Below are 20158 nucleotides of genomic sequence, written 5' to 3'. Positions count from 1 at the left end.
CGATTTGAACGTCGGTAAGTTGTCTGTATCACGGCTGTTTTGCGGAGGTGCAAAATTTGGGCGCGCCGCAATAGGCACTCCTTAAGCCACAGTTCGGTGCAACGGGGAAAATCGCACTGCCTTTGGCCTTGACCTTGAGAGGTCTGGCGTCAACAAACACCGTCATGGCTACTGCAACTTTGACAATCGACCTCGACGCCCTGATCAACAATTGGCGGGCGCTGGACGCTCAGACGCAAGTGACCACCGCAGCGGTGGTGAAAGCGGACGGATACGGGCTTGGTGCCGACCGCGTGGCGCGGGCGTTGATGCGCGCAGGTGTGACCCGCTTTTTTGTTGCGGCCGCCGAAGAAGGCGCAAGCCTGCGGCAAGCGGTTGGGCCGGACCCGGAGATCAACATCTTTGGCGGCCATGTACGCGGCGACACCGATATGATCAGCGACATGAACCTGACCCCGATGTTGAATTCGGTGGATCAGATTGTGCGCCATGTTGAGGCGCTGCCTGCGCATCCCTTTGGGGTGCAGTTGGACACCGGCATGAACCGCTTAGGCCTAGAGGCGCCGGAGTGGGACGCGGTGAAAACGCTGGTGTTGCAGCGCGGCCCGACGTTGATCATGTCCCATCTGGCCTGCGCTGATGAGCCAGAGCATCCGATGAACCCGCAGCAATTGGCAGCCTTCAAAGCCATGACAGACGGGCTGGATGTGCCACGTTCATTGGCGGCAACAGGCGGAATTTTGTTGGGCGACGACTACCACTTTGATCTGACCCGACCTGGTGTCGGGCTTTATGGGGGCATGCCATTTGTGGATGCCAGCCCGGTGACAAGCCTGCGCCTTCCCGTGATTCAAGTGCGCGACGTGGCCGAAGGTGAAAGCGTTGGATATGGCAATGCCTGGATTGCGGAGCGTGACAGCAAAGTGGCCACGCTTGCGGCCGGCTATGCCGACGGAATTCTGCGGGCGATGAGCGGCAAGGTCGCCACTTTTGCAGGCGAAGACCGCTGCCCGCTGATTGGCCGCATTTCAATGGACTTGATTGGCATCGATGTGACGGACCTGTCTGACGTGCCACGCGAAGTCGAGCTGTTGGGCCAACACCAATCGGTTGATGCGCTGGCCGATGCCGCGGGCACAATAGGCTATGAGATCCTGACCTCTATGGGCCAACGCTATCAGCGGCGGTACAAATCTTCATGAACCTGATTTTGGCTCCCTTAAATGCCATCGGGCGCAGCATGATCGCGCTGTTCACCTCTTTTGGCGAAGTGCTGCTGTTTGTCTGGGGTGCATTGAGCCATATTTTTCGCCCGCCGTTTTATGGCCGCGAGTTTCTGAGCGCGCTGTTTAACATCGGCTGGTTAAGCCTGCCCGTGGTGGGCATGACGGCAATTTTCACCGGCGGCGCGCTGGCTTTGCAGATCTATGACGGCAGCTCGCGGTTTTCCGTGGAAAGCGTGGTGCCGCAGATTGTGGCCATTGGCATGGTGCGCGAGTTGGGGCCGGTTTTGGTGGGGCTGATGGTGGCCGCTCGCGTGACCAGCTCAATTGCGGCTGAGATTGCCACGATGAAAGTGACGGAGCAGATTGACGCGCTGGTCACGCTGTCGACCCATCCGATGAAATACCTTGTCGCCCCGCGTGTGATGGCCGCCATTCTGGTGGTCCCTGCCCTTGTCGGCATTGGCGACATCATTGGCATTTATGGCGGTTTCTTGGTGTCCACCGAAACGCTGGGCTTCAATCCGGCAACGTACATTCGCAACACTGTCGACTTCCTGCAGATCAATGACGTGGTCTCCAGCCTTGTAAAAGGGGCGGTGTTTGGCGGGATTGCCGCGGTGATGGGCTGCTACGCCGGCATGCATTCCGGACGCGGCGCGCAAGGTGTGGGCCGGGCCACCAAGAGTTCCGTACAGGCCGCTGCTGTGATGATCCTGGCCGCCAACTTTATCCTCACAAGTTTGTTTTTTGCCTCATGATCAAATTTGACAACGTACATAAATGCTTTGGCCCCAAACGGGTGCTGCAAGGGGTGAACCTTGAGATAGCCAAAGGCAGTTCGATGGTGATCATCGGCGGGTCCGGCACCGGCAAGTCGGTGATGTTGAAATCTGTGCTTGGCCTGATCACGCCGGACAGTGGGACCATTACGGTGGATGGACAAAACGCCACCCAAGGCGACCGGGACGCGTTTCTGGCGCGGTTTGGCATGTTGTTTCAGGGCGGCGCATTGTTTGATTCGATGACGGTGTGGCAGAATGTGGCGTTTCGCTTGCTGCGGGGCAGTTTGAAACGGCCCAAAGACGAAGCGCGCGAGATTGCCATTGAGAAGCTGCGGCGTGTCGGGCTGACCCCGGATGTGGCGGATTTGTTTCCGTCCGAACTTTCCGGTGGGATGCAGAAAAGGGTTGGTTTGGCGCGGGCGATTGCGGCGGAACCAGAGATCATCTTTTTTGACGAACCCACCACAGGATTGGACCCGATTATGTCCGGCGTGATCAATGACTTGATCCGCGAGATTGTGGTGGAGATGGGCGCCACGGCGATGACCATCACCCACGACATGAGCTCGGTGCGCGCAATTGCCGACAATGTGGCAATGCTGCATGGTGGCGTGATCCAATGGACTGGACCGGTGGCGGACATGGACGCCAGCGGCGATCCTTACCTGACGCAGTTTATTGCCGGCTCCGCAGAAGGGCCGATCGAGGCGGTGCGTTAGTCCAAGCGCGGCGCATAGCTAAAAATCTTCCGAAATTTCACCAACAAGACCGCCCATTCCTTTACCTTCCCTTAACCATTTGTTCGCACAATGTTCGCTGTGTTTTGGTAAAAGGTAATTCGGGTATGTCAGAGAACGAGCCGCAGCCGTCGGTCGCCTCAGTTGTGGGCACAACCGGCGACGACAGCATCACGACGGGCGACGGTGTTGACAGTGTGAACGGCCATGCGGGCAGCGACACGCTGACCTCAGGTGGGGGCAACGACTTGGTTGCCGGCGATATGGTGGGCCGCGAGTGGATCTTTGTCGATGGGCAATGGGTTTACAACCCCGATGCAATTTCCTCCAGTGGTGACGCAGAAGATCGCGCTTACGACGATGTGATTTCTTCTGGCGCTGGCAATGATGTGGTGTTGGGCAACGGCGGCGATGATAGCCTGTCATCCGGCGCCGGAGCAGATACTGTAAATGCCGGCACGGGCCGCGACACTGTCGATGGTGGGCACGGCGACGATCTGCTCAATCTCGAAGCTGGCAACGATTTGGCGCAAGGTGGCATGGGCGCAGACACCATCAATGCCGGACGTGGCGATGACCTGGTGTATGGCGATTTGGAAAACGGCAACCTGCTTGACGCTGGCATGGGGGGCGCGGCCACTTTGGGTCAGCTGGCTCATGACGCGGGCTGGACCACGGATGCAGACGGCGCGTTATCCCAATCGGTGACCACCCAGGTGGGGGAAGTTTACACCATCAGCTTTGAGCTGGCCGCAAATTTGTCCGGCGGCGCAAGCAGCGGCAGTGTCGAAGTGCTTTGGAACGGCGAGGTCATTGGCACGGTTGGCACCACGTCAGGCGTGTTTGAAACCCACACATTTGAAGTGACCGGCAGTGGCGATGCAGGCGGGTTGAGCCTGCGCGAAGTGGCGCCCGCCGACAGTGGGCCAGACATCAATATGGACGGTCCCATTTTCAGTTACCTGAAAGAAGTCACCATCGGCGGAGACACGGTAGACGTGGCCGCGTTTGCGCCGGGGCAATCCAAACTGTTTCAGATGATCGACGGCCAGCTAAATGTGTTTGACCCGGAAACCGAGCAATACGAAGTGGCCGGAGATCCAACCGGGCTGCGCATCAATGCCATTGGGTTCAACACCGAAGACGACCTGATTTATGGCATTGCCAAAGCCAACGGTGTGGACACGTTGGGCAACCCAGTGTCGATCCGCGACTTGGTTATGGTGGACGCGGAAGGACAGGCCTACCGCCTGGGCGAGACACCTGTGGCCGACTACGTTGGAGATTTCGACGATGAGGGGAACCTTTGGACGTTCCAAAGCAGCCTGAACCGCGTCACGATGATTGACGTGAACAGTTTGGACGCCAACGGCAATCCCGTGGCGACCAATTTTGATTTGCCCAACGCCCTGTTTGGCGGGCGCACCTATGACGTGGCCTATAATGCCAAAGATGGCGCATTTTACGCCGTCGAGTCTCCAGGCCGGAACGGTGAACCAGGCGCGGTGCACCGGATCGATTTATCGGATGTGCCCAACGGCGGCGCCCCGCACATCACATCGGTGGACATCACGGCAACGCTTTACGACGACGGCATGACCGCGGGCATGCCCAAAGGCGCTTATGGCGCAGTGTTTCTCGATGGCGATGGCAATCTCTATTTTGGCCTCAACCGAGGCGACCACGATCTTGACGGCACAACCGGTGCCTCTGGCGGAATTTACCGGGTTGAGGTCGATTGGGCCGAAGGTGCCGCCTACGCCGAGTTCATGGCTGAGGCACAAAGCACGGGCAGCAACGACGGCGCGGTCGATCCGCGCGCGCCCGATCCTTTTGCTCCGGTGGATCCGGATGCCGCAGTCCTGATCCGGGACCCCGCCGTGGTCGGCATCAGCGGTGGCAACGACAAACTGCGGGGCGGCGACGGCGACGATACTCTGATGGGCGGCGGTGGCGACGACACCCTACACGGAGGCACGGACAACGATCTGTTGCATGGTGACACAGGCGCAGACCGTATTTTTGGCGGCAGCGGTGATGATACGGCCTCAGGAGGCGCGGGATCGGACAAGATTATCCTTGGTGCAGGCAACGACTCAGGTGCCGGTGGCGCCGGGAGCGATTTCCTGCACGGGCGTGACGGTGACGACATTCTAAATGGCGGGGCTGACGCCGACAAACTGGTTGGCGGCAGCGGGGTAGATACTCTTCATGGTGGCGAAGGAAATGACCACCTTTGGGGCGGCAACTGGTGGCAAGACGGCGACGCGGACAGCTTTGTCACACAGGCCGGCGGCGGACGCGACATGATCCACGACTTTGAGGTGGACCACGATGTGATTGATCTGAGCAGCTATGGCATTCAGTACACCGACTTGCAGGTTCACATCCAAGATCAAGGCTGGGCGACGGTGATCGACTTAAGCGCGCTCACCGGTGGAGACAGCGGCGACCGGCTCATCCTGAAGTCTGTGGATCCGAGTGATTTGGATGAAAGCAATTTCCTACTGTGAGGTGATCATGCCACAACGGTTTCAGGAGGAGGCAGGCGTCGCTCCCTCGACATTTGCGTCGATTGCCCCTCTCAATCACTTGCGTCGGCTGATCTTGCCGCTGCTTGCGCTCAGCGCCATATCCAATCTTGCCATCCTCGTGAGCCCAATCTTCATGATGCAGGTTTTGGACCGTGTTTTGCCAACCGGGAACATGCAGACGCTGGTTTTGCTGCTTGGCATGGCCGCACTCGCACTTCTCTTGCAAGCCGTGGTTGATACATTGCGAGACCTCAGCTTGCAGCGCACAATGCACTGGTGTGAGCGGCTGTGCGCACCTGTTGTGTTGTCGCAACCAAGCAACCTCCAAGAGGATCTGCTGACTTCGGTGGCTCATCTCAAACGTACCTTGGCAGGACCGGCAGCACGGGCGGCGCTGAGCCTGCCCTGGCTCCCTGTGTTCACTCTTGTTTTGTGGGTCATTCACCCGTGGTTTGCCGGGCTTGCCGCAACTCTAATCGCGATTGCAGCAGCAATTCGGCTCACATCCCACACCATCAGCAAGGCCACGCAGCGCGCGTTATCCCGTTCCCGGGATCAAGAAATGCGTACAATGAAAAACGCACAATCCTTGGCCATGCAGCCAGCCATCACCGGTTTGGCGCACAATGTCCTTCAGCGTTTTGTCAGCGCACTTAACCAACGCAGTCATCTCGAAGACAAACTCACGCCATTAGAGGTCACGACAGCAGGATTGGAAACCTATCTAAGAAACCTGACGCAACTCCTCGGCTTAAGCCTAGGTGCAGCCTTGGTTGTCAATGGCAACCTCAGCGCCGGTGGCATGATTGCGGCCAGCTTAATCCTCACCAAAACAGTTGCCAGCTTTGAGGCCGCCATCGGCAGCATCCCTGATCTGAGCCAGGCCACCCGCGGGTTTGCCGCCCTGCAAAACGTGCCAGCATTGCGCGCTTCAGAGGGAACGGAAATCGCTGATCTAAATGGCAGCTTGCGATGTGACGGCGTGATTTTCCCCAAAGGTGGCGGTGCCCCGCCGCGCTTGGATCGGATCAGCTTTGACCTACCGGCTGCCCGCTGCCTCGCCATTGTGGGGGCTTCAGGCAGTGGCAAAACCACCCTTCTGGAGGCCTTAGCCGGTGTGGTTCCCTGCCCGATTGGGACGGTTTGGCTGGACGAAACAGAAATCCGCACGCTGCCGCAACACAGCCAAGCCACACATATTGGCTATTTGCCGCAACAGGCTCAGCTCTTCCACGGCACTTTGGCACAAAACATTTGTGGGTTTGCGAGGCAAGCCACCGACGCAGAGATTATTGCAGCGGCCCAAACCGCGGGGGTGCACGGATTGATTTCCGCCTTGCCAAACTCTTATGACACCGACATCGGCGCGACGCCGTTTGTATTATCGGCGGGACAGAAGCAACGGGTGGCACTGGCCCGCGCAATTTTCCATCGCCCGAGCTACCTCTTTCTGGACGAACCAAATGCCCTTTTGGACGCCGCTGGCGAGCGGCAGTTATGCGCTGTTCTGGCCCGGCTTAAAAAACAAAACACCACCATTGTGATGGTGATTCATCGGTCCGGATTGATGGGGCTGGCTGAGCATGTATTGGCGTTGGATAACGGACGCATCGCCGACTTCGGCCTGCGCAGTGACGTTTTAGGCCGAATGAGTGGCGGTAGACGGCGTCTTGACGTGCCATTACGCCCACCCAGCCTGCAAGATCTGGCTGATTGGGTTGGTGCGCAGTTTAACCGCAGCAACGATGCAGAACTGTGCCAGCGCGCAGAACTGGTTGCCAGCGAGCTGTTCAACCTCGCAATGGCCTCTGAACCAAGCGATGCACCAAGAACGGCCGTGTTTCAGTTCAAATTTCTCAATGACCGCAGTTGCGAAATTACCCTGACTGAAAACCGGATCACCCAAGCCGACCAGAAGTTGCAGAAGATTTCGAGGCTGCTGCATCACCCTGAGGCACCAATGTCCGACCTGCCCCGTGATGAAGCCGCATTGGCCGTACTCACCCAAATGAGTGATGGGTTTGACGTCGAAAACGTTGACGGTCAGGCGATTTTCCGCGCCGCCATTTCCACACGCCCCATGGCGGTCAATCAGGTGACAACCCATTGACGCCGGTTGTCCACAGCCCGCCTTGCGAAGCGCCCGACAGCTTGCCCCGCCAGATCACCCGGCCGCTTTGGTTCGGATTTTTCTCGCTGATAATCTGCATTATTGCGTTTGTTTTGTGGGCGACATTGGCACCGCTGGCCACATCGATCCCCGCCAGCGGGCATTTGGATGCGCGGCGTCCAAGCTTGGACATTCAGCACCAATTTGGCGGTAAGATTTCCGAGGTGCATGTGGTGCCACACGCGGCGGTCACAAAGGGTCAGCTTTTGATCCGACTAGACGTGACGGATGCAGAAGCGGAGCTTGCAGAAGTGCACGCGGCTTTGGCGCCAATGCAAGAAGAACGCGCCGCTCTTGGCGCAGCCTTGAACAACACCTTGCAGGAAGCCTCCGGCTCAATTGGTGCGCAATCCAAACTGGCTCATGCGCGCATGAAAAACATGCAGGATGCGCTGCAAATGCGCGCGGATATGACCACAGAGTTGGAGGCCGCTCTCCGGCAACGTGCAAAACGGCTTCGTACCAGCCTAGATCATCTCGATGCGCGACGGCGATCTATGGACAAGCGGCTGGCGCGCTACGTCACATTGGCCGCGCAAGGTGCCTTAAGAACAGCCGAGATCGACGCCCTAAAGGAGGCCGTTTTGGGTGTTGAATCAGGAATGGCGCGCGAGCAGGCCGAACTTGTTTCGCTGGAAAGTCAGGCCACCCAGGCCAGGCTGGAAGTCGCGCGCGAAAAACTGGAGTTTCGCCAACGGATTTTGGATCGCCAAGCACAGTTGGAAGAAGACATTCCCCGTTTGAGGCTACAGATCCTGCGGCTGTCCGCGCAAATCGCAAAGGCCGACATCGTTGCACCAGACGACGGAATTGTCGCGGCATTTCCTTATGACACGGAAACGATGGTGGTGCCAAAGGGGGAAACAGTGCTGACCTTAGCGCGTCCCAATGGGGAGTTGGATGTGGCTTTTGTGGCCTCCCCGCAGGCCATTGACCAGCTTCGCGTGGGCATGGAAGGGGTTCTGACCGTCACAAGCTTGCCGCAACGCAACCATCCCAAAGTGCGGGTGGTTTTGACGTCCCTGTCCCCAGAAGCGCAGCGCGACCCAGACGGCGCCATTACAGGTTACGACGGTGTTGCAATTATCAAGGCTGAGGATCAAGCAGCGTTGCGCGCGGAGATGGGCGACCGACTTACCTTAGCGCAAGACATGCCGGTGCACCTTGTGTTTACCGGGCGGCATGTGACCTTTGGGGACTATTTGGTGGAGCCTTTTTTACGGTTTTTGAGCCAGGCCATGCAGGATTGATGTAAGACTTGCCAACCGCGCCGCCTGCAACGGATCAAAAATGGAAGACCGGCTCACGGTCAGCCAGCCGCGCAAGCTTGCCCCGCCACCTGACCACCCAATCCTGCGCATCCACTCGCGAAGCCTATGTCATTCAGTCACTGGGACCTGTTGTAACGGGAAGTGCCGGAAGAAATTCCCCCCCCGACAACTTGCGCAAGACTCCGTCAGCGCATAGCTCTAGCGACATGACTTCTGTTTTGCGCCTAACAAATTTGTCCCTGCTGATCCTGTTTCCCGTCGCGTGGTTCGCGCCATTGATGCGCGCGGGTTTATTGCCTTTGTTTGGACTAAGCGAAATCTCCATTGTGTCCGGCCTGCAGTCTTTGTGGGACACGGATGTGGCCCTGGCATTGCTGGTAACGTTTCTGGCAATATTTGCACCGTATATGAAGGTGATCGGGCTGGCGTTGATCCAGTTTGGCATGATGCGGCGAAAGGTGCTGCCGGCGCTGGAATGGCTGGGCAAATTGGCAATGGCGGATGTGTTTTTGATCGCACTCTACATTGTGATTGTGAAAGGTGCCGGACATGTCACCGTGGAGACCGGTTGGGGGCTTTATCTGTTTACTTTCTGTATTTTGGCCTCGCTGGTGATTAGTCATTTGACCCGCAAGCGGTAGTGGGTCAAAACAAGAACATGGCAAAGAGCAAAACCCAATTCAACTGTTCCAGTTGTGGCGCACAGTTTTCAAAATGGTCCGGCCGGTGCGAAGGCTGCGGCGAGTGGAACACCATTGTCGAAGAAGCGCCGTTTGGTGCAGGGCCTACGGGCTCTTCTTTAGGCGCGGTCAAAGGACGGCGGATCGAGCTGTCAGACCTGCGCACCGAAGAAGCCCCTCCCCCGCGCACCTTAAGTGGTGTGAAAGAACTCGATCGGGTGTTGGGTGGCGGATTGGTGCCTGCGAGCGCAATTTTGGTGGGGGGCGACCCTGGCATTGGTAAATCCACATTGTTGCTTCAGGCCGCCGCGCGATTTGCACGTCAAGGTGTGAAAACGATTTATGTGAGCGGCGAAGAAGCCAGCGCACAGGTCCGCATGCGGGCACAGCGGTTGGGTTTGACGGAAAGTCCGGTTCTATTGGCTGCCGACACAAATTTACGCGACATCCTCACAACGTTGGAGGCCGAGAAACCCAAACTGGCCATCATCGACTCCATTCAGACAATGTGGAGCGACTCGGTTGCAAGTGCCCCGGGCTCCGTCAGTCAGGTACGGGCAGCCGCCCATGAGCTCACCACATTTGCCAAACGCAAAGGCATGGCGATTGTGCTCGTGGGCCATGTCACCAAAGACGGGCAAATTGCCGGTCCACGTGTGGTAGAGCATATGGTCGACACCGTGCTTTATTTCGAAGGCGAGCGTGGGCATCAGTTCCGGATATTGCGCGCAGTAAAAAACCGATTTGGCCCGGCGGACGAAATTGGTGTGTTTGAAATGACCGGGCGGGGTCTGGCCGAAGTGGCCAATCCAAGCGCTCTGTTTCTTGCGGATCGCGGTGCCCCCACTCCCGGCAGCGTGGTTTTTGCCGGCATTGAAGGCACCCGCCCCGTGTTGATTGAATTGCAAGCGTTGGTTGCCCCGTCGCCGCACAGCCAATCGCGGCGTACCGTTGTAGGCTGGGACAGCGGACGTCTTGCGATGATTCTCGCGGTGTTAGAATCACGCTGCGGAATTCCCTTTGCCGGGCTGGATGTGTACCTGAATGTGGCAGGCGGCATGAAAATTTCAGAACCGGCTGCCGATCTTGCGGTGGCCTGTGCGCTGATCTCCGCGCGAGAAGACAGCGCCTTGCCCGCCGAGACCGTGGTTTTTGGCGAAATCAGCCTGTCTGGCGCCCTCCGATCGGTCAGTCAGACGGAAAATAGGTTGAAAGAAGCCCAAAAACTTGGTTTCACATCCGCAATAGCTCCGAAAGGTGGCAAGTCCGCGAAAGTTGAAGGTATCAATTTCAACCGTATTGGGGATTTGGCAAGCTTTGTGGAAGAGGTATTCGGAGCGGCTGACAAGCCAACAGGTAAATGAGTAAATACTGACCGGGGCGGTCAAAGGGGACGGGAATACATGGAAGGCTTCACTATTATTGATGCCGTGGTCGCGGGCGTGATCGTTATCTCAGCACTTCTGGCATACAGCCGAGGTGTTGTGCGCGAGGGTATGGCCATCGCCGGTTGGATCGCCGCGGCGGTCTTGGCCTTTATGTTTGCAGGCACGATACAGCCGATGGTCAAAGAAATCCCGGTTTTGGGACAGTATTTGTCGGACAGCTGTGAACTGTCGATCATCGCCGCATTCGCCGGTGTGTTTGCACTGGCACTGATTGTCGTTTCGTTGTTTACACCACTGTTTTCCTCCATTGTACAGCGCTCCGCGCTTGGCGGCATTGATCAAGGGCTTGGCTTTATTTTTGGGGTGCTGCGCGGCATCCTATTGGTGGCGATTGCCTTCTTTGTTTATGAAACCGTGATCACCAGCCAATCTGTGGCGATGGTGGATGACAGCCGCTCTGCTGCTGTGTTCAGCCGCATCACGCGTCGGATTGATGACCGTGATCCGCAGCAAGCTTTGGGTTGGATCACCGCACAATACGAAGAACTTGTGGGCGTCTGCGAACAATAAGCGTTCCCTCACCGAACATGCATAAGCCCGCGCCACTTGGTTGCGGGCTTTTTGCTGCGCGGCATTCTGGGCTCTTGTTTGCAAAGCAGCAGAGGGATACCGTCGCAAAAATCGGAATGTTTTGGCAGCTTTACCATGCGACTTTGGATATTCATCACCACTTTGAGTTTGGCGATTTGCTTGTCGCTGGTGATGTATATGTTGCTGCCACCCAACAGGTTGAAATTGGCCGCTGGATCTCAGGGTGGGGCATATGCGCTTATGGCGGAGCGCTATCAGGAGGTCCTGGCGCGCGATGGCATTGACGTGCAGATTGTGCACACCAATGGATCGGTGGACAATGCGGAGCTGATCTCCAAAGACTTGGTGGATGCCGCGTTTTTGCAGGCTGGGGTTGGCGTGACCGATGGTACTGCGGAATCGATCGGCGGCGTATTTTACGAGCCGATGATCTTCTTGGCGCCCAGTGGGCATGACATTCCCGCAAACCCGGCGTTGTGGCGCGGGCTCACCATTGCTGCGGGCAAACGCGGCTCCGGAACAGCAGTGGCTTTTACGGATTTTCAAGACGCGGTTGGCATGGACAAAATTGCCAACACGCTGGTTGATGTTGGCTATTCACAGGCGATTTTTGCGTTGCGCGCTGGCGACATCGATATGGCCTTCTTTGTCAGCAGCATCGAAGCGCCTTATTTGCGGCAAGCTTTTGGCTATGAGGACATCGACATTTTGCGGCTGTCCTACACAGACGCAATCGCTCGACATTTGGATTATGCCGATCTGGTGGAAGTGCCCACAGGCGGCGTGTCGCTGAACCCGGTCCAACCCAGCGAGGCCCGGCAGCTTTTGGCGCTAAAGGCGCAGTTGGTGATTGATCCCAATTTGCATCCGGCGCTGGTGAACCGGCTGACCATGGCGGCCAAGGAGTTGCACCGCGGGCATGATGTGTTGACCCCACGAGACACGTTTCCGGAACCCCGCGGCATTGGCATCCCAGAAAATAACGTGGCACGGCAGTTGATCGAAGACGGGCCAAGCACGTGGCACAGCCTGCTGCCGTATTGGATGGCGGCGCAAGTCAATCGGTTGTTTTTATTAACTTTGCCGATCCTGTTTTTGTTGCTGCCCCTGCTGCGCGTGCTGCCAATGATGTACGCCTATTTTCGAGGGTGGCAGGTATGGAAACACTACGGGCGCATACGAGAAATTGAGGCGCAAATAGGCCCCCTTACTAAAGCGGCCGAACTTGCGGGCATGTCTGAGGAGTTAGACGAAGTAGATCACCGGATTTCCCAACTCAAACTGCCACCGGCTTATCGTCAGACCGCTTATCACGCGCGCATGCATATTGACTTGGTACAGAAGCGCATCAAACATTTGGAAATGCAGCTAAGTTGAGCTGGCAACAAGGATCAAGATCATGGACGGCACAACCGAAGCCCAACTGTTTTCTGGCATTTTTAGCGCTGTCATCATTGGCGGGTTGGCCGGGTGGCTGGCTGGCAAGATGGTGCGCGGCGGAGGGTTTGGCCTCATAGGCAATGTGATCCTCGGTATTGGCGGGGCCATTTTGGCCAATTTTGTACTACCGTTCCTGGGGTTCTCGTTTGGCGGGGGATTTTTCAGCTCGATATTTCAATCGATGCTAGGCGCCGCAGTCGTGCTGATCCTGATCCGGTTGGCGAAAAAGGCTTAAACCCGAGATTGTCACGGCTTTTGTGATCCCTTCGTGACATGCCCGCCACAAGCCCTTAAGAGGAGCCTAGCACGAGAACAGGATTCGGAGCTTCCCTGTGGACAGTGGATATTTCCACCCATTCAGCTGGCGCAAACCGCGCATAGCAGAACCTTGTCCACCCGCAATGCCTTCCATGCTGACTTGTACCTTTGGTACCTCGTTGCCCAGCCTCACTCAACCTAGCCTAACCTGACGAAGGGAGCCCTGCCTGTGTGCGGAATTTTGGGGATCGCCAACCGAAACCATGACGTCTTTGGAGAGATCTACGATGGTCTCTTGATGTTACAGCACCGTGGGCAAGATGCCTCCGGCGTGGTGACCTACACTGGGGGCTACTTTCGCGAGCGCAAGGCCAATGGGTTGGTCAAAGACGTGTTCCAACCCTCTGATGCGGATACGCTGACCGGGCGGGTCGGAATGGGGCACGTACGCTACCCAACTGCGGGCAGCCTGTCAGCGTCGGAAGCACAGCCGTTTTTTGTAAACGCGCCTTATGGCATCTATCTGGTGCACAATGGCAATATCACCAACACCGAAGCACAGCGCGAAAAGGTGACCGGGAAATACAGCCGCCACCTGCGCACCACCAGTGACAGTGAAATTCTGCTGAACGTGTTGGCCGACAAAGTGGCTGATGCCATCAAAGTGAACGGCAGCGCTGATGCGATCCGCAATATCTTTGCCGGTGTGAAGATGACCATGGAGCGGGTGCAAGGCGCCTATTCCGTGGTGTGCCTGATCGCCGGTGTGGGCATGTTGGCGTTCCGCGACCCTCATGGCATTCGCCCGTTGTCAGTGGCGCGGCGCGATGCTGAAGGCGAAGGTGACGACTATGCCTTCGCTTCTGAGGATGTGGCGTTTGGCATCAACGGCTTTGACAAAATGCGTGATTTGAAGCCTGGTGAGGCCATGCTGGTGGATCTGGAGGGCAACCTGCATGAGTTCCAAGCGGTCGAAGGCAAGCTGACGCCCTGTATATTTGAGTATGTCTATCTGGCCCGGCCTGACAGTGTGCTGGACGGCGTGTCTGTCTATCAGGCGCAGATCCGCATGGGTAAAACGCTGGCGAAACAAATCTCCGCAAGTGGGTTGGACATCGATGCCATTATTCCGGTGCCAGACAGTGCCCGCCCAGTGGCGCTTGAGGTGGCCAATATCACGGGCATACGGTATCGCGAAGCGCTGGTAAAAAACCGATATGTCGGCCGGACGTTTATCATGCCGGGCCAGGAAGAACGGCAGAAATCCGTGCGCCGCAAACTGAACGCCATCCCGCGTGAGATGGAAGGCCGCAACATCCTGTTGATTGACGACAGCATCGTGCGCGGCAACACCATCAAAAAGATTGTGCAGATGTGCCGCGAAGCGGGCGCGAAGAAAGTCTATATCGCCTCTGCGTCGCCACCTGTGGCCAATCCAAATGTCTATGGCATCGACATGCCAACCAAACATGAGCTCATAGCAAACGGCAAAACCACGGATGAAATCCGTGACGAGCTGGGCGCGGATGCGCTGTTTTATCAGGACCTCGAAGATCTGATCTGGGCGGCAAAAGAAGGCAACCCGGCGATCGAGCAATTTGATTGCTCTTGTTTTGACGGCAAGTACATCACCGGTGGTGTGACTCCGGAATATCTTGCAGCGCTGGAAAGCAGCAGCCGAGTGAGCAAGAAAATCGAAGAGGCCCCAACACCTGGCGCAAGCTGGAACAGTGCCTCCGTGGCGTCATCTCAGGGGTAAATGCATGAACCTGCTGGCGCTTGATAGCCGTTGGCAGCGGTTCAACGATGAAAACTGGGCCTGCCCCTGTTGTGGGCAGACCTTTTCCGGTGTGTTTGACATCGGCTTTGACCATCCGGATAGCTGGCCGCATGGCAGCCCGCGAGATCTCGGGCAGCCTGAGCTTCAAGTGGGGGAGGACAAGCTCTCTAGAGACCTATGCCGCTATCAGGATCATCGTTTCATTTGCGGCCTCCTGTCACTGCCGATCAAGGGCAGCGACGAGGTGCTTGCGATGGCGGTCTGGGCCAGCGCGACGCCGGACACGTTCTACCGCTATATCGACTTTGCGACAGGTGAAACTTCGGAGTTCACCTCTAGCCCAGCATGGCTGATGAATGACCTGCCGTTGTTTGCGAGTGAGGACCTTATTGGCTGTGAAATATGGCAGGGGGAGGACGGGCAACGCCCCCGTTTTGTCGTCACTGATGGCCCACTGGCACAAGTGCAGGCAGAAGGTATTTCGTTTGATCAACTACTGGATATCTATGCGGCCACCGGCACTGAAGTGCGCGCGCACTTGATGGGCTGAAACTTGCCACATCCGCCTATTTTCTTAGGCAATACGCCGCCTGTTTAGCGGTCCTTAACTATAATTGTTCTATGCCTGTCTGGCGGCTGCCAACCCTCCAACTATATAGCCGTCACCGCTCACAAACACAGGCAGTATCATGTCCTCCAAGACTCCTTCCCACGTGGCCGCGCAGGCCACGCAAACCGGTGTGCTGAAAAACCGTTCCCGTCTCACGTTGATCGGCGTGATGGGCAGCCAGAAAAACCCACGCGCCCTCTTGATGACCGCTGGGGGCAAAACCCTGCGCGTTGAACTGGGCGACCGCACGCCGTCTGGCAAAGTTGTCGCTATTGGCGAAGACAGCGTTGTGCTCAATGCGGGCCATGGCACCACCCGTTTGTCGATGCCCAACTAACGCACTTCACTTACCCTCTATGAAACAAGAGTGGCTGGTCTGCTGCCTTTCGACCATTGCCTGCGACGCGCTTGCCTCTTGACCTTATGCCACTTTGGACGCATTTCATCGGCCTATGAGTGATACGTCCAACACCCCCGACGCCTCCGGCGAGAAAATCGCGCTGATCACCGGCGCATCCCGCGGCCTTGGCGCTGCCTTTGCAGAGGCGCTTGTGCCCGCCTACCACGTTGTGGCTGTGGCGCGCACCACAGGTGCCCTTGAAGAGCTGGACGATCGCATACAGGCCAAAGGTGGCAAAGCAACGCTGGCGCCAATGGACATCACTAATGCGGACGCGATGGCGCAGCTCTGCCGGTCGATCCATGACCGCTGGGGCAAGGTGGATTTATGGATCCACACTGCTGCCCATGGCGCACCATTGACCCCAACCGATCACATCGACGCCAAAGACTGGCAAAAATCCTTGTCGATCAATGTGGACGCGGTGGGGCGGCTGATCCCATTTATGAGCCCGCTATTGGGCAATACCGGCCATGCCGTGTTCTTTGAGGACAACCACGCCGGTGAGAAGTTCTTTGGCTCATACGGCGCCACCAAGGCCGCGCAGATCGCACTGGCCAAAAGCTGGCAGGCGGAGACCACTAACATCGGCCCCACCGTGTCGGTCCTTAGCCCGCGCGGCATGCCCACTGGCACACGCGCGCGTTTCTTCCCTGGCGAGGACAAAGACAGCCTTGTGCATCCGCGCGAAGAAGCGGCACGGTTGATGGCAGAGATTGGCCTGTAACGCCCCATAAGCTGGCAACACCGCAACGGTTGGCGCCAGTGACACCACGTGGCTTGCCCCCTTTGCACGGCTCCACTAGACATGACGTCAGCAAATATTGGGGCAGGCTTATGCGTATTCTCATCACCAACGACGACGGTATCAACGCGCCAGGACTATCGGTTCTGGAGCAGATTGCTGCGGAGCTGGCTGGACCAGATGGCGAGGTTTGGTGTGTGGCACCTGCGTTTGAGCAATCCGGCGTTGGCCATTGCATCAGCTACACCCACCCAACCATGATTGCTCAGATGGGCGAGCGCCGTTTTGCAGCTGAGGGCAGCCCTGCGGATTGTGTATTGGCTGGGATACATGACGTGATGAAAGACGCGCCGCCGGAGATCATTTTGTCCGGTGTGAACCGCGGCAACAATTCTGCCGAAAATGCGCTGTATTCCGGCACCTTGGGGGCGGCGATTGAAGGTGCCTTGCAGGGCATTCCGTCGTTTGCGCTCTCCCAGTTTTTGGGCCCTAAGAACTTCCACGCGGATGATCCGTTTGAGGCCGCGGGCGTTTATGGCGCAGACGTAGTGCGCAAAATATTGGATGCCAACCCAAGCAATGATCACCCGTATGGTCTGTTTTACAACATAAATTTCCCGCCTGTGCCGGCCGCGGATGTACAGGGGGTGCGGGTTGTAGCCCAAGGCCTGCGCGCCGGAACGCGTTTTTCGGTGGAGCCACACAACGCTCCGTCTGGCCGTCGTTTCTTGTGGGCCAAAGGTGGGGATCAGACCGTAGTGACTGGCGAAGGCACCGACGCGGCCGCAAATTTGAACGGCTTTACTTCGGTCACACCAATGCGCGCAGACCTTACCGCACATGATACGCTGGCCGCGTTGAAAGGCATTGAATGAACGACCCTGACGCGCTGGCGCAACGCAAAATGCAGTTTCTGTTTGCCTTGCGCTCGCGCGGGGTGACCGATCAGGCTGTGCTGACGGCAATGGAAGAAGTTGACCGCGGACTGTTTGTGCGGGGCCTGTTTGCAGAGCGGGCTTATGAAGACACCCCCCTGCCAATTGCCTGTGGTCAGACAATTTCTCAGCCTTCCGTTGTGGGGTTGATGACGCAGGCGTTGGAAGTGACACCGCGCGACAAGGTGCTCGAGGTGGGCACCGGATCCGGCTATCAAGCTGCGATCCTGAGCCACCTGGCACGGCGGGTCTACACAGTTGACCGGCACAAGCGTTTGGTGCAGGAAGCGCGCGGCGTGTTTGACCAATTGGGGATCGTGAACATCACGTCGCTGATCTCCGATGGCAGCTTTGGGTTACCTGATCAGGCGCCATTTGATAAGATCATTGTCACAGCCGCCGCCGAAGACCCACCAGGCCCCCTCTTGGCGCAATTGAAGATCGGCGGTATCATGGTGGTGCCCGTGGGGCAGTCAGATGCGGTACAGAGCCTCATTCGGGTGCGCAAAACCGAAAACGGGCTGGACTATGACGAATTGCGCTCCGTGCGTTTTGTGCCTTTGCTTGAGGGCGTCGCACGCGAGAATGATTGATTTTAAAGCGCTTTCCCCTTGGCAATTGGGGACGGCTTGCCCATTTGGGAACATAACGTAGCGAACAACAAAGCGGCTTGGCACTAGACCCCCGCACGCAGGGCGCCGCATGTGAGGACATCGAGATGGCAGTATTCTCGTCTAAGAACACCCGATGGATTGGCGCAGGTTTTGCGCTCACCATGATGAGCGGATGTTTGGACACTCTGGATTACGACTTGCGCGGCGATCTTGGCGGCGGGTTGGACACAACCACGGCGGCCCAAACCGCAACGGCACAACGCCCGGAACCGGATGATCGCGGTGTGATCTCTTATCCAAGTTACCAAGTGGCGGTGGCCAAACGCGGCGACACATTGGGAGACATCTCTCAGCGGGTCGGAATTCCGGCCGAAGAGCTGAGCAAAACCAACGGTATCGCGCAGCATGTACAATTGCGGGAAGGCGAAGTGATCACCCTGCCCCGTCGCGTAGCCGAGCCTTCTGCAGCAACCGGCGGCACAGGTGTTGTGACTGCGCCAGGTGGGGTGGACATCGCCTCTCTGGCCGGCGGCGCGATCAACAACGCCGATACTGGTGTTGAAACAGAGACGTTGCAGCCTGCGGCATCAACCGCCTCCCAAGTGCAGACAGGTGTGGAGCCTGTGCGGCACAAGGTGAAACGTGGGGAGACTGCCTTTACCATTGCGCGTCTTTACAACGTGTCTGTGCGATCGTTGGCGGAATGGAACGGATTGGGCAGCGACTTCACCATTCGTGAGAACCAAATCCTGTTGATCCCGCCCGTAGACCCGCAAGCTGAAGCAGAACGCAAGGCGGCTGCGGCGACAGCAGCCACAACCACCACGAAACCTGGTGAAGGCTCTCCCACGCCGACCCCTCCAAGCGCGTCAAAGCCGCTGCCGGAAGACAACACTGTCGCAGCGGCCACACCGGTTGCCAAACCGGAAAGCCCAAACCTGAACGAGCAGCAAAGCGCCAGCAAGGCAGCCATGAGCTACCCGGTGTCCGGCAAGGTAATCCGCCCCTACTCCAAGGGCAAAAACAATGGCATTGATATTGCTGCAGCGGCTGGCACACCCGTTACGGCGGCGGCAAGCGGCACGGTGGCTGCGATCACCAAAGATGCTGATGACGTGACTATTCTTGTGGTACGTCACCCCAACAACCTGATGACGGTCTATTACAATGTGGACGGTGTGAAGGTGAAAAAGGGTGCAAGCGTGAAGCGCGGACAGAGCATGGCCGTGCTGCCTGCGGAAAACAGCTTTGTGCATTTTGAGGTACGTGAGGGTTTTGACAGCGTCGACCCGGCGCCCTACTTGAAGTAACGCACCCGAGGCGTCTGCGTTATGTCAACGCGACGCCTTCGCGACCGGCCAAATCAACAAAGAACTGCCATGCAACGCGGCCTGAGCGCGCGCCGCGTGTGGCTTGCCATTCGATGGCCTCGGCGCGTAGGCGGTCTGCGTCAATCGTCACGCCATGTGCTGTACAATAGCCGTCGATCATCGCCAGGTACTCGTCCTGTGAGCATGGATGGAAGCCGAGCCAGAGGCCAAAGCGATCTGACAGAGAGACCTTCTCTTCCACAGCCTCAGAGGGATTGATCGCGGAGCTGCGCTCATTTTCGATCATATCACGGGGCATCAAGTGGCGGCGGTTTGAAGTGGCGTAGAACACCACATTTTCAGGCCGCCCTTCGATGCCGCCATCCAGCACCGCTTTGAGTGATTTGTAATGTTGATCATCATGGCTGAAGCTAAGATCGTCACAGAACAGCAAGAAGCGCTCATCAGAGGCGCGCAGCAGGTTCAACAGGCGGGCCACGGATGGCAGGTCTTCGCGTTGTAGCTCTACAATTTTGAGGGGAAGCCTCTCGGTGAGAACCTGAGCGTGCACCGCTTTCACAATCGACGATTTGCCCATACCACGCGCGCCCCAGAGCAACGCGTTATTCGCCGGCAGCCCGCGCGCAAACTGGCGGGTGTTTTCTAAAAGCGTGTCGCGGGAGCGGT

The 20158-nt window shown here is 57.5% G+C and carries 19 protein-coding genes; 18 read left to right on the top strand and 1 reads right to left on the bottom strand.

What is annotated here, in order from left to right; all coding sequences use genetic code 11:
* The first annotated feature begins 164 nt into the window (after nt 1–164).
* The 18 genes from alr (at nt 165) to QZ517_RS05270 (ending at nt 19471) form a co-directional block, all read left to right on the top strand.
* Nucleotides 165–1202: an alanine racemase gene (gene alr, locus QZ517_RS05355; RefSeq protein ID WP_294223294.1), complete on the top strand. Its 1038-nt coding sequence runs from the start codon at nt 165–167 to the stop codon at nt 1200–1202.
* The gene (locus QZ517_RS05350; RefSeq protein ID WP_294223292.1) at nt 1199–1984 is read left to right on the top strand and encodes an ABC transporter permease; all 786 of its coding nucleotides are present in this window, start codon (nt 1199–1201) and stop codon (nt 1982–1984) included. Before alr ends, QZ517_RS05350 begins: the two co-directional genes overlap by 4 nt.
* On the top strand, nt 1981–2727 hold the full coding sequence (locus QZ517_RS05345) for an ATP-binding cassette domain-containing protein (RefSeq protein WP_294223289.1): 747 nt from the start codon (nt 1981–1983) through the stop codon (nt 2725–2727). Before QZ517_RS05350 ends, QZ517_RS05345 begins: the two co-directional genes overlap by 4 nt.
* A gap of 125 nt (nt 2728–2852) precedes the next feature.
* Nucleotides 2853–5258 (top strand): calcium-binding protein, encoded by a 2406-nt coding sequence (locus QZ517_RS05340; RefSeq protein WP_294223286.1) that lies wholly within the window; start codon nt 2853–2855, stop codon nt 5256–5258.
* A complete protein-coding gene (locus QZ517_RS05335; RefSeq protein WP_294223283.1) occupies nt 5236–7389 on the top strand; it encodes an ATP-binding cassette domain-containing protein in 2154 nt (717 codons plus the stop codon). The genes QZ517_RS05340 and QZ517_RS05335 overlap by 23 nt, the downstream gene beginning before the upstream one ends.
* On the top strand, nt 7386–8699 hold the full coding sequence (locus QZ517_RS05330) for an HlyD family efflux transporter periplasmic adaptor subunit (protein ID WP_294223280.1): 1314 nt from the start codon (nt 7386–7388) through the stop codon (nt 8697–8699). Before QZ517_RS05335 ends, QZ517_RS05330 begins: the two co-directional genes overlap by 4 nt.
* Nucleotides 8700–8926: 227 nt before the next feature.
* Nucleotides 8927–9361, top strand: coding sequence for a paraquat-inducible protein A (locus tag QZ517_RS05325; RefSeq protein ID WP_294223276.1), 435 nt, complete (start codon nt 8927–8929; stop codon nt 9359–9361).
* 17 nt (nt 9362–9378) lie between these two features.
* Nucleotides 9379–10764 carry a DNA repair protein RadA gene (gene radA / locus QZ517_RS05320; RefSeq protein WP_294223274.1) on the top strand — a complete coding sequence of 462 codons (1386 nt, stop codon included), beginning with the start codon at nt 9379–9381 and terminating at the stop codon, nt 10762–10764.
* Between the two features lie 39 nt (nt 10765–10803).
* Nucleotides 10804–11358 carry a CvpA family protein gene (locus QZ517_RS05315; RefSeq protein WP_294223272.1) on the top strand — a complete coding sequence of 185 codons (555 nt, stop codon included), beginning with the start codon at nt 10804–10806 and terminating at the stop codon, nt 11356–11358.
* A 135-nt stretch (nt 11359–11493) separates the two neighbouring features.
* Nucleotides 11494–12756 carry a TAXI family TRAP transporter solute-binding subunit gene (locus tag QZ517_RS05310; RefSeq protein WP_294223271.1) on the top strand — a complete coding sequence of 421 codons (1263 nt, stop codon included), beginning with the start codon at nt 11494–11496 and terminating at the stop codon, nt 12754–12756.
* A 22-nt stretch (nt 12757–12778) separates the two neighbouring features.
* Nucleotides 12779–13054: a GlsB/YeaQ/YmgE family stress response membrane protein gene (locus QZ517_RS05305; RefSeq protein WP_283427152.1), complete on the top strand. Its 276-nt coding sequence runs from the start codon at nt 12779–12781 to the stop codon at nt 13052–13054.
* Between the two features lie 252 nt (nt 13055–13306).
* Entirely contained in the window at nt 13307–14836 is a 1530-nt protein-coding gene (gene purF / locus QZ517_RS05300) for an amidophosphoribosyltransferase (protein ID WP_294223267.1), read from the top strand.
* 4 nt (nt 14837–14840) lie between these two features.
* A complete protein-coding gene (locus QZ517_RS05295) occupies nt 14841–15407 on the top strand; it encodes a DUF2199 domain-containing protein (RefSeq protein WP_294223265.1) in 567 nt (188 codons plus the stop codon).
* A 139-nt stretch (nt 15408–15546) separates the two neighbouring features.
* Nucleotides 15547–15804, top strand: coding sequence for a pilus assembly protein PilZ (locus tag QZ517_RS05290; RefSeq protein WP_294223262.1), 258 nt, complete (start codon nt 15547–15549; stop codon nt 15802–15804).
* Nucleotides 15805–15919: 115 nt separating this feature from the next.
* Entirely contained in the window at nt 15920–16594 is a 675-nt protein-coding gene (locus tag QZ517_RS05285; RefSeq protein ID WP_294223260.1) for an SDR family oxidoreductase, read from the top strand.
* A 110-nt stretch (nt 16595–16704) separates the two neighbouring features.
* Nucleotides 16705–17487, top strand: coding sequence for a 5'/3'-nucleotidase SurE (surE, locus tag QZ517_RS05280; protein WP_294223257.1), 783 nt, complete (start codon nt 16705–16707; stop codon nt 17485–17487).
* Nucleotides 17484–18140: a protein-L-isoaspartate(D-aspartate) O-methyltransferase gene (locus QZ517_RS05275; protein ID WP_294223256.1), complete on the top strand. Its 657-nt coding sequence runs from the start codon at nt 17484–17486 to the stop codon at nt 18138–18140. Before surE ends, QZ517_RS05275 begins: the two co-directional genes overlap by 4 nt.
* Nucleotides 18141–18265: 125 nt before the next feature.
* Nucleotides 18266–19471, top strand: a complete 1206-nt coding sequence (locus tag QZ517_RS05270; protein WP_294223254.1) for a LysM peptidoglycan-binding domain-containing protein — start codon at nt 18266–18268, stop codon at nt 19469–19471.
* 19 nt (nt 19472–19490) lie between these two features.
* Here QZ517_RS05270 and QZ517_RS05265 read toward each other — a convergent pair.
* Nucleotides 19491–20158, bottom strand: a 668-nt coding sequence (locus QZ517_RS05265; RefSeq protein WP_294223251.1) for an ATP-binding protein, incomplete at its 5' end; no start/stop codon positions are given.

Source organism: uncultured Shimia sp., from assembly GCF_913054185.1.
GTDB lineage: Bacteria > Pseudomonadota > Alphaproteobacteria > Rhodobacterales > Rhodobacteraceae > Shimia.
Note: the sequence above shows the minus strand (reverse complement) of the source record. Positions and strands in the feature narration are given on the sequence as shown.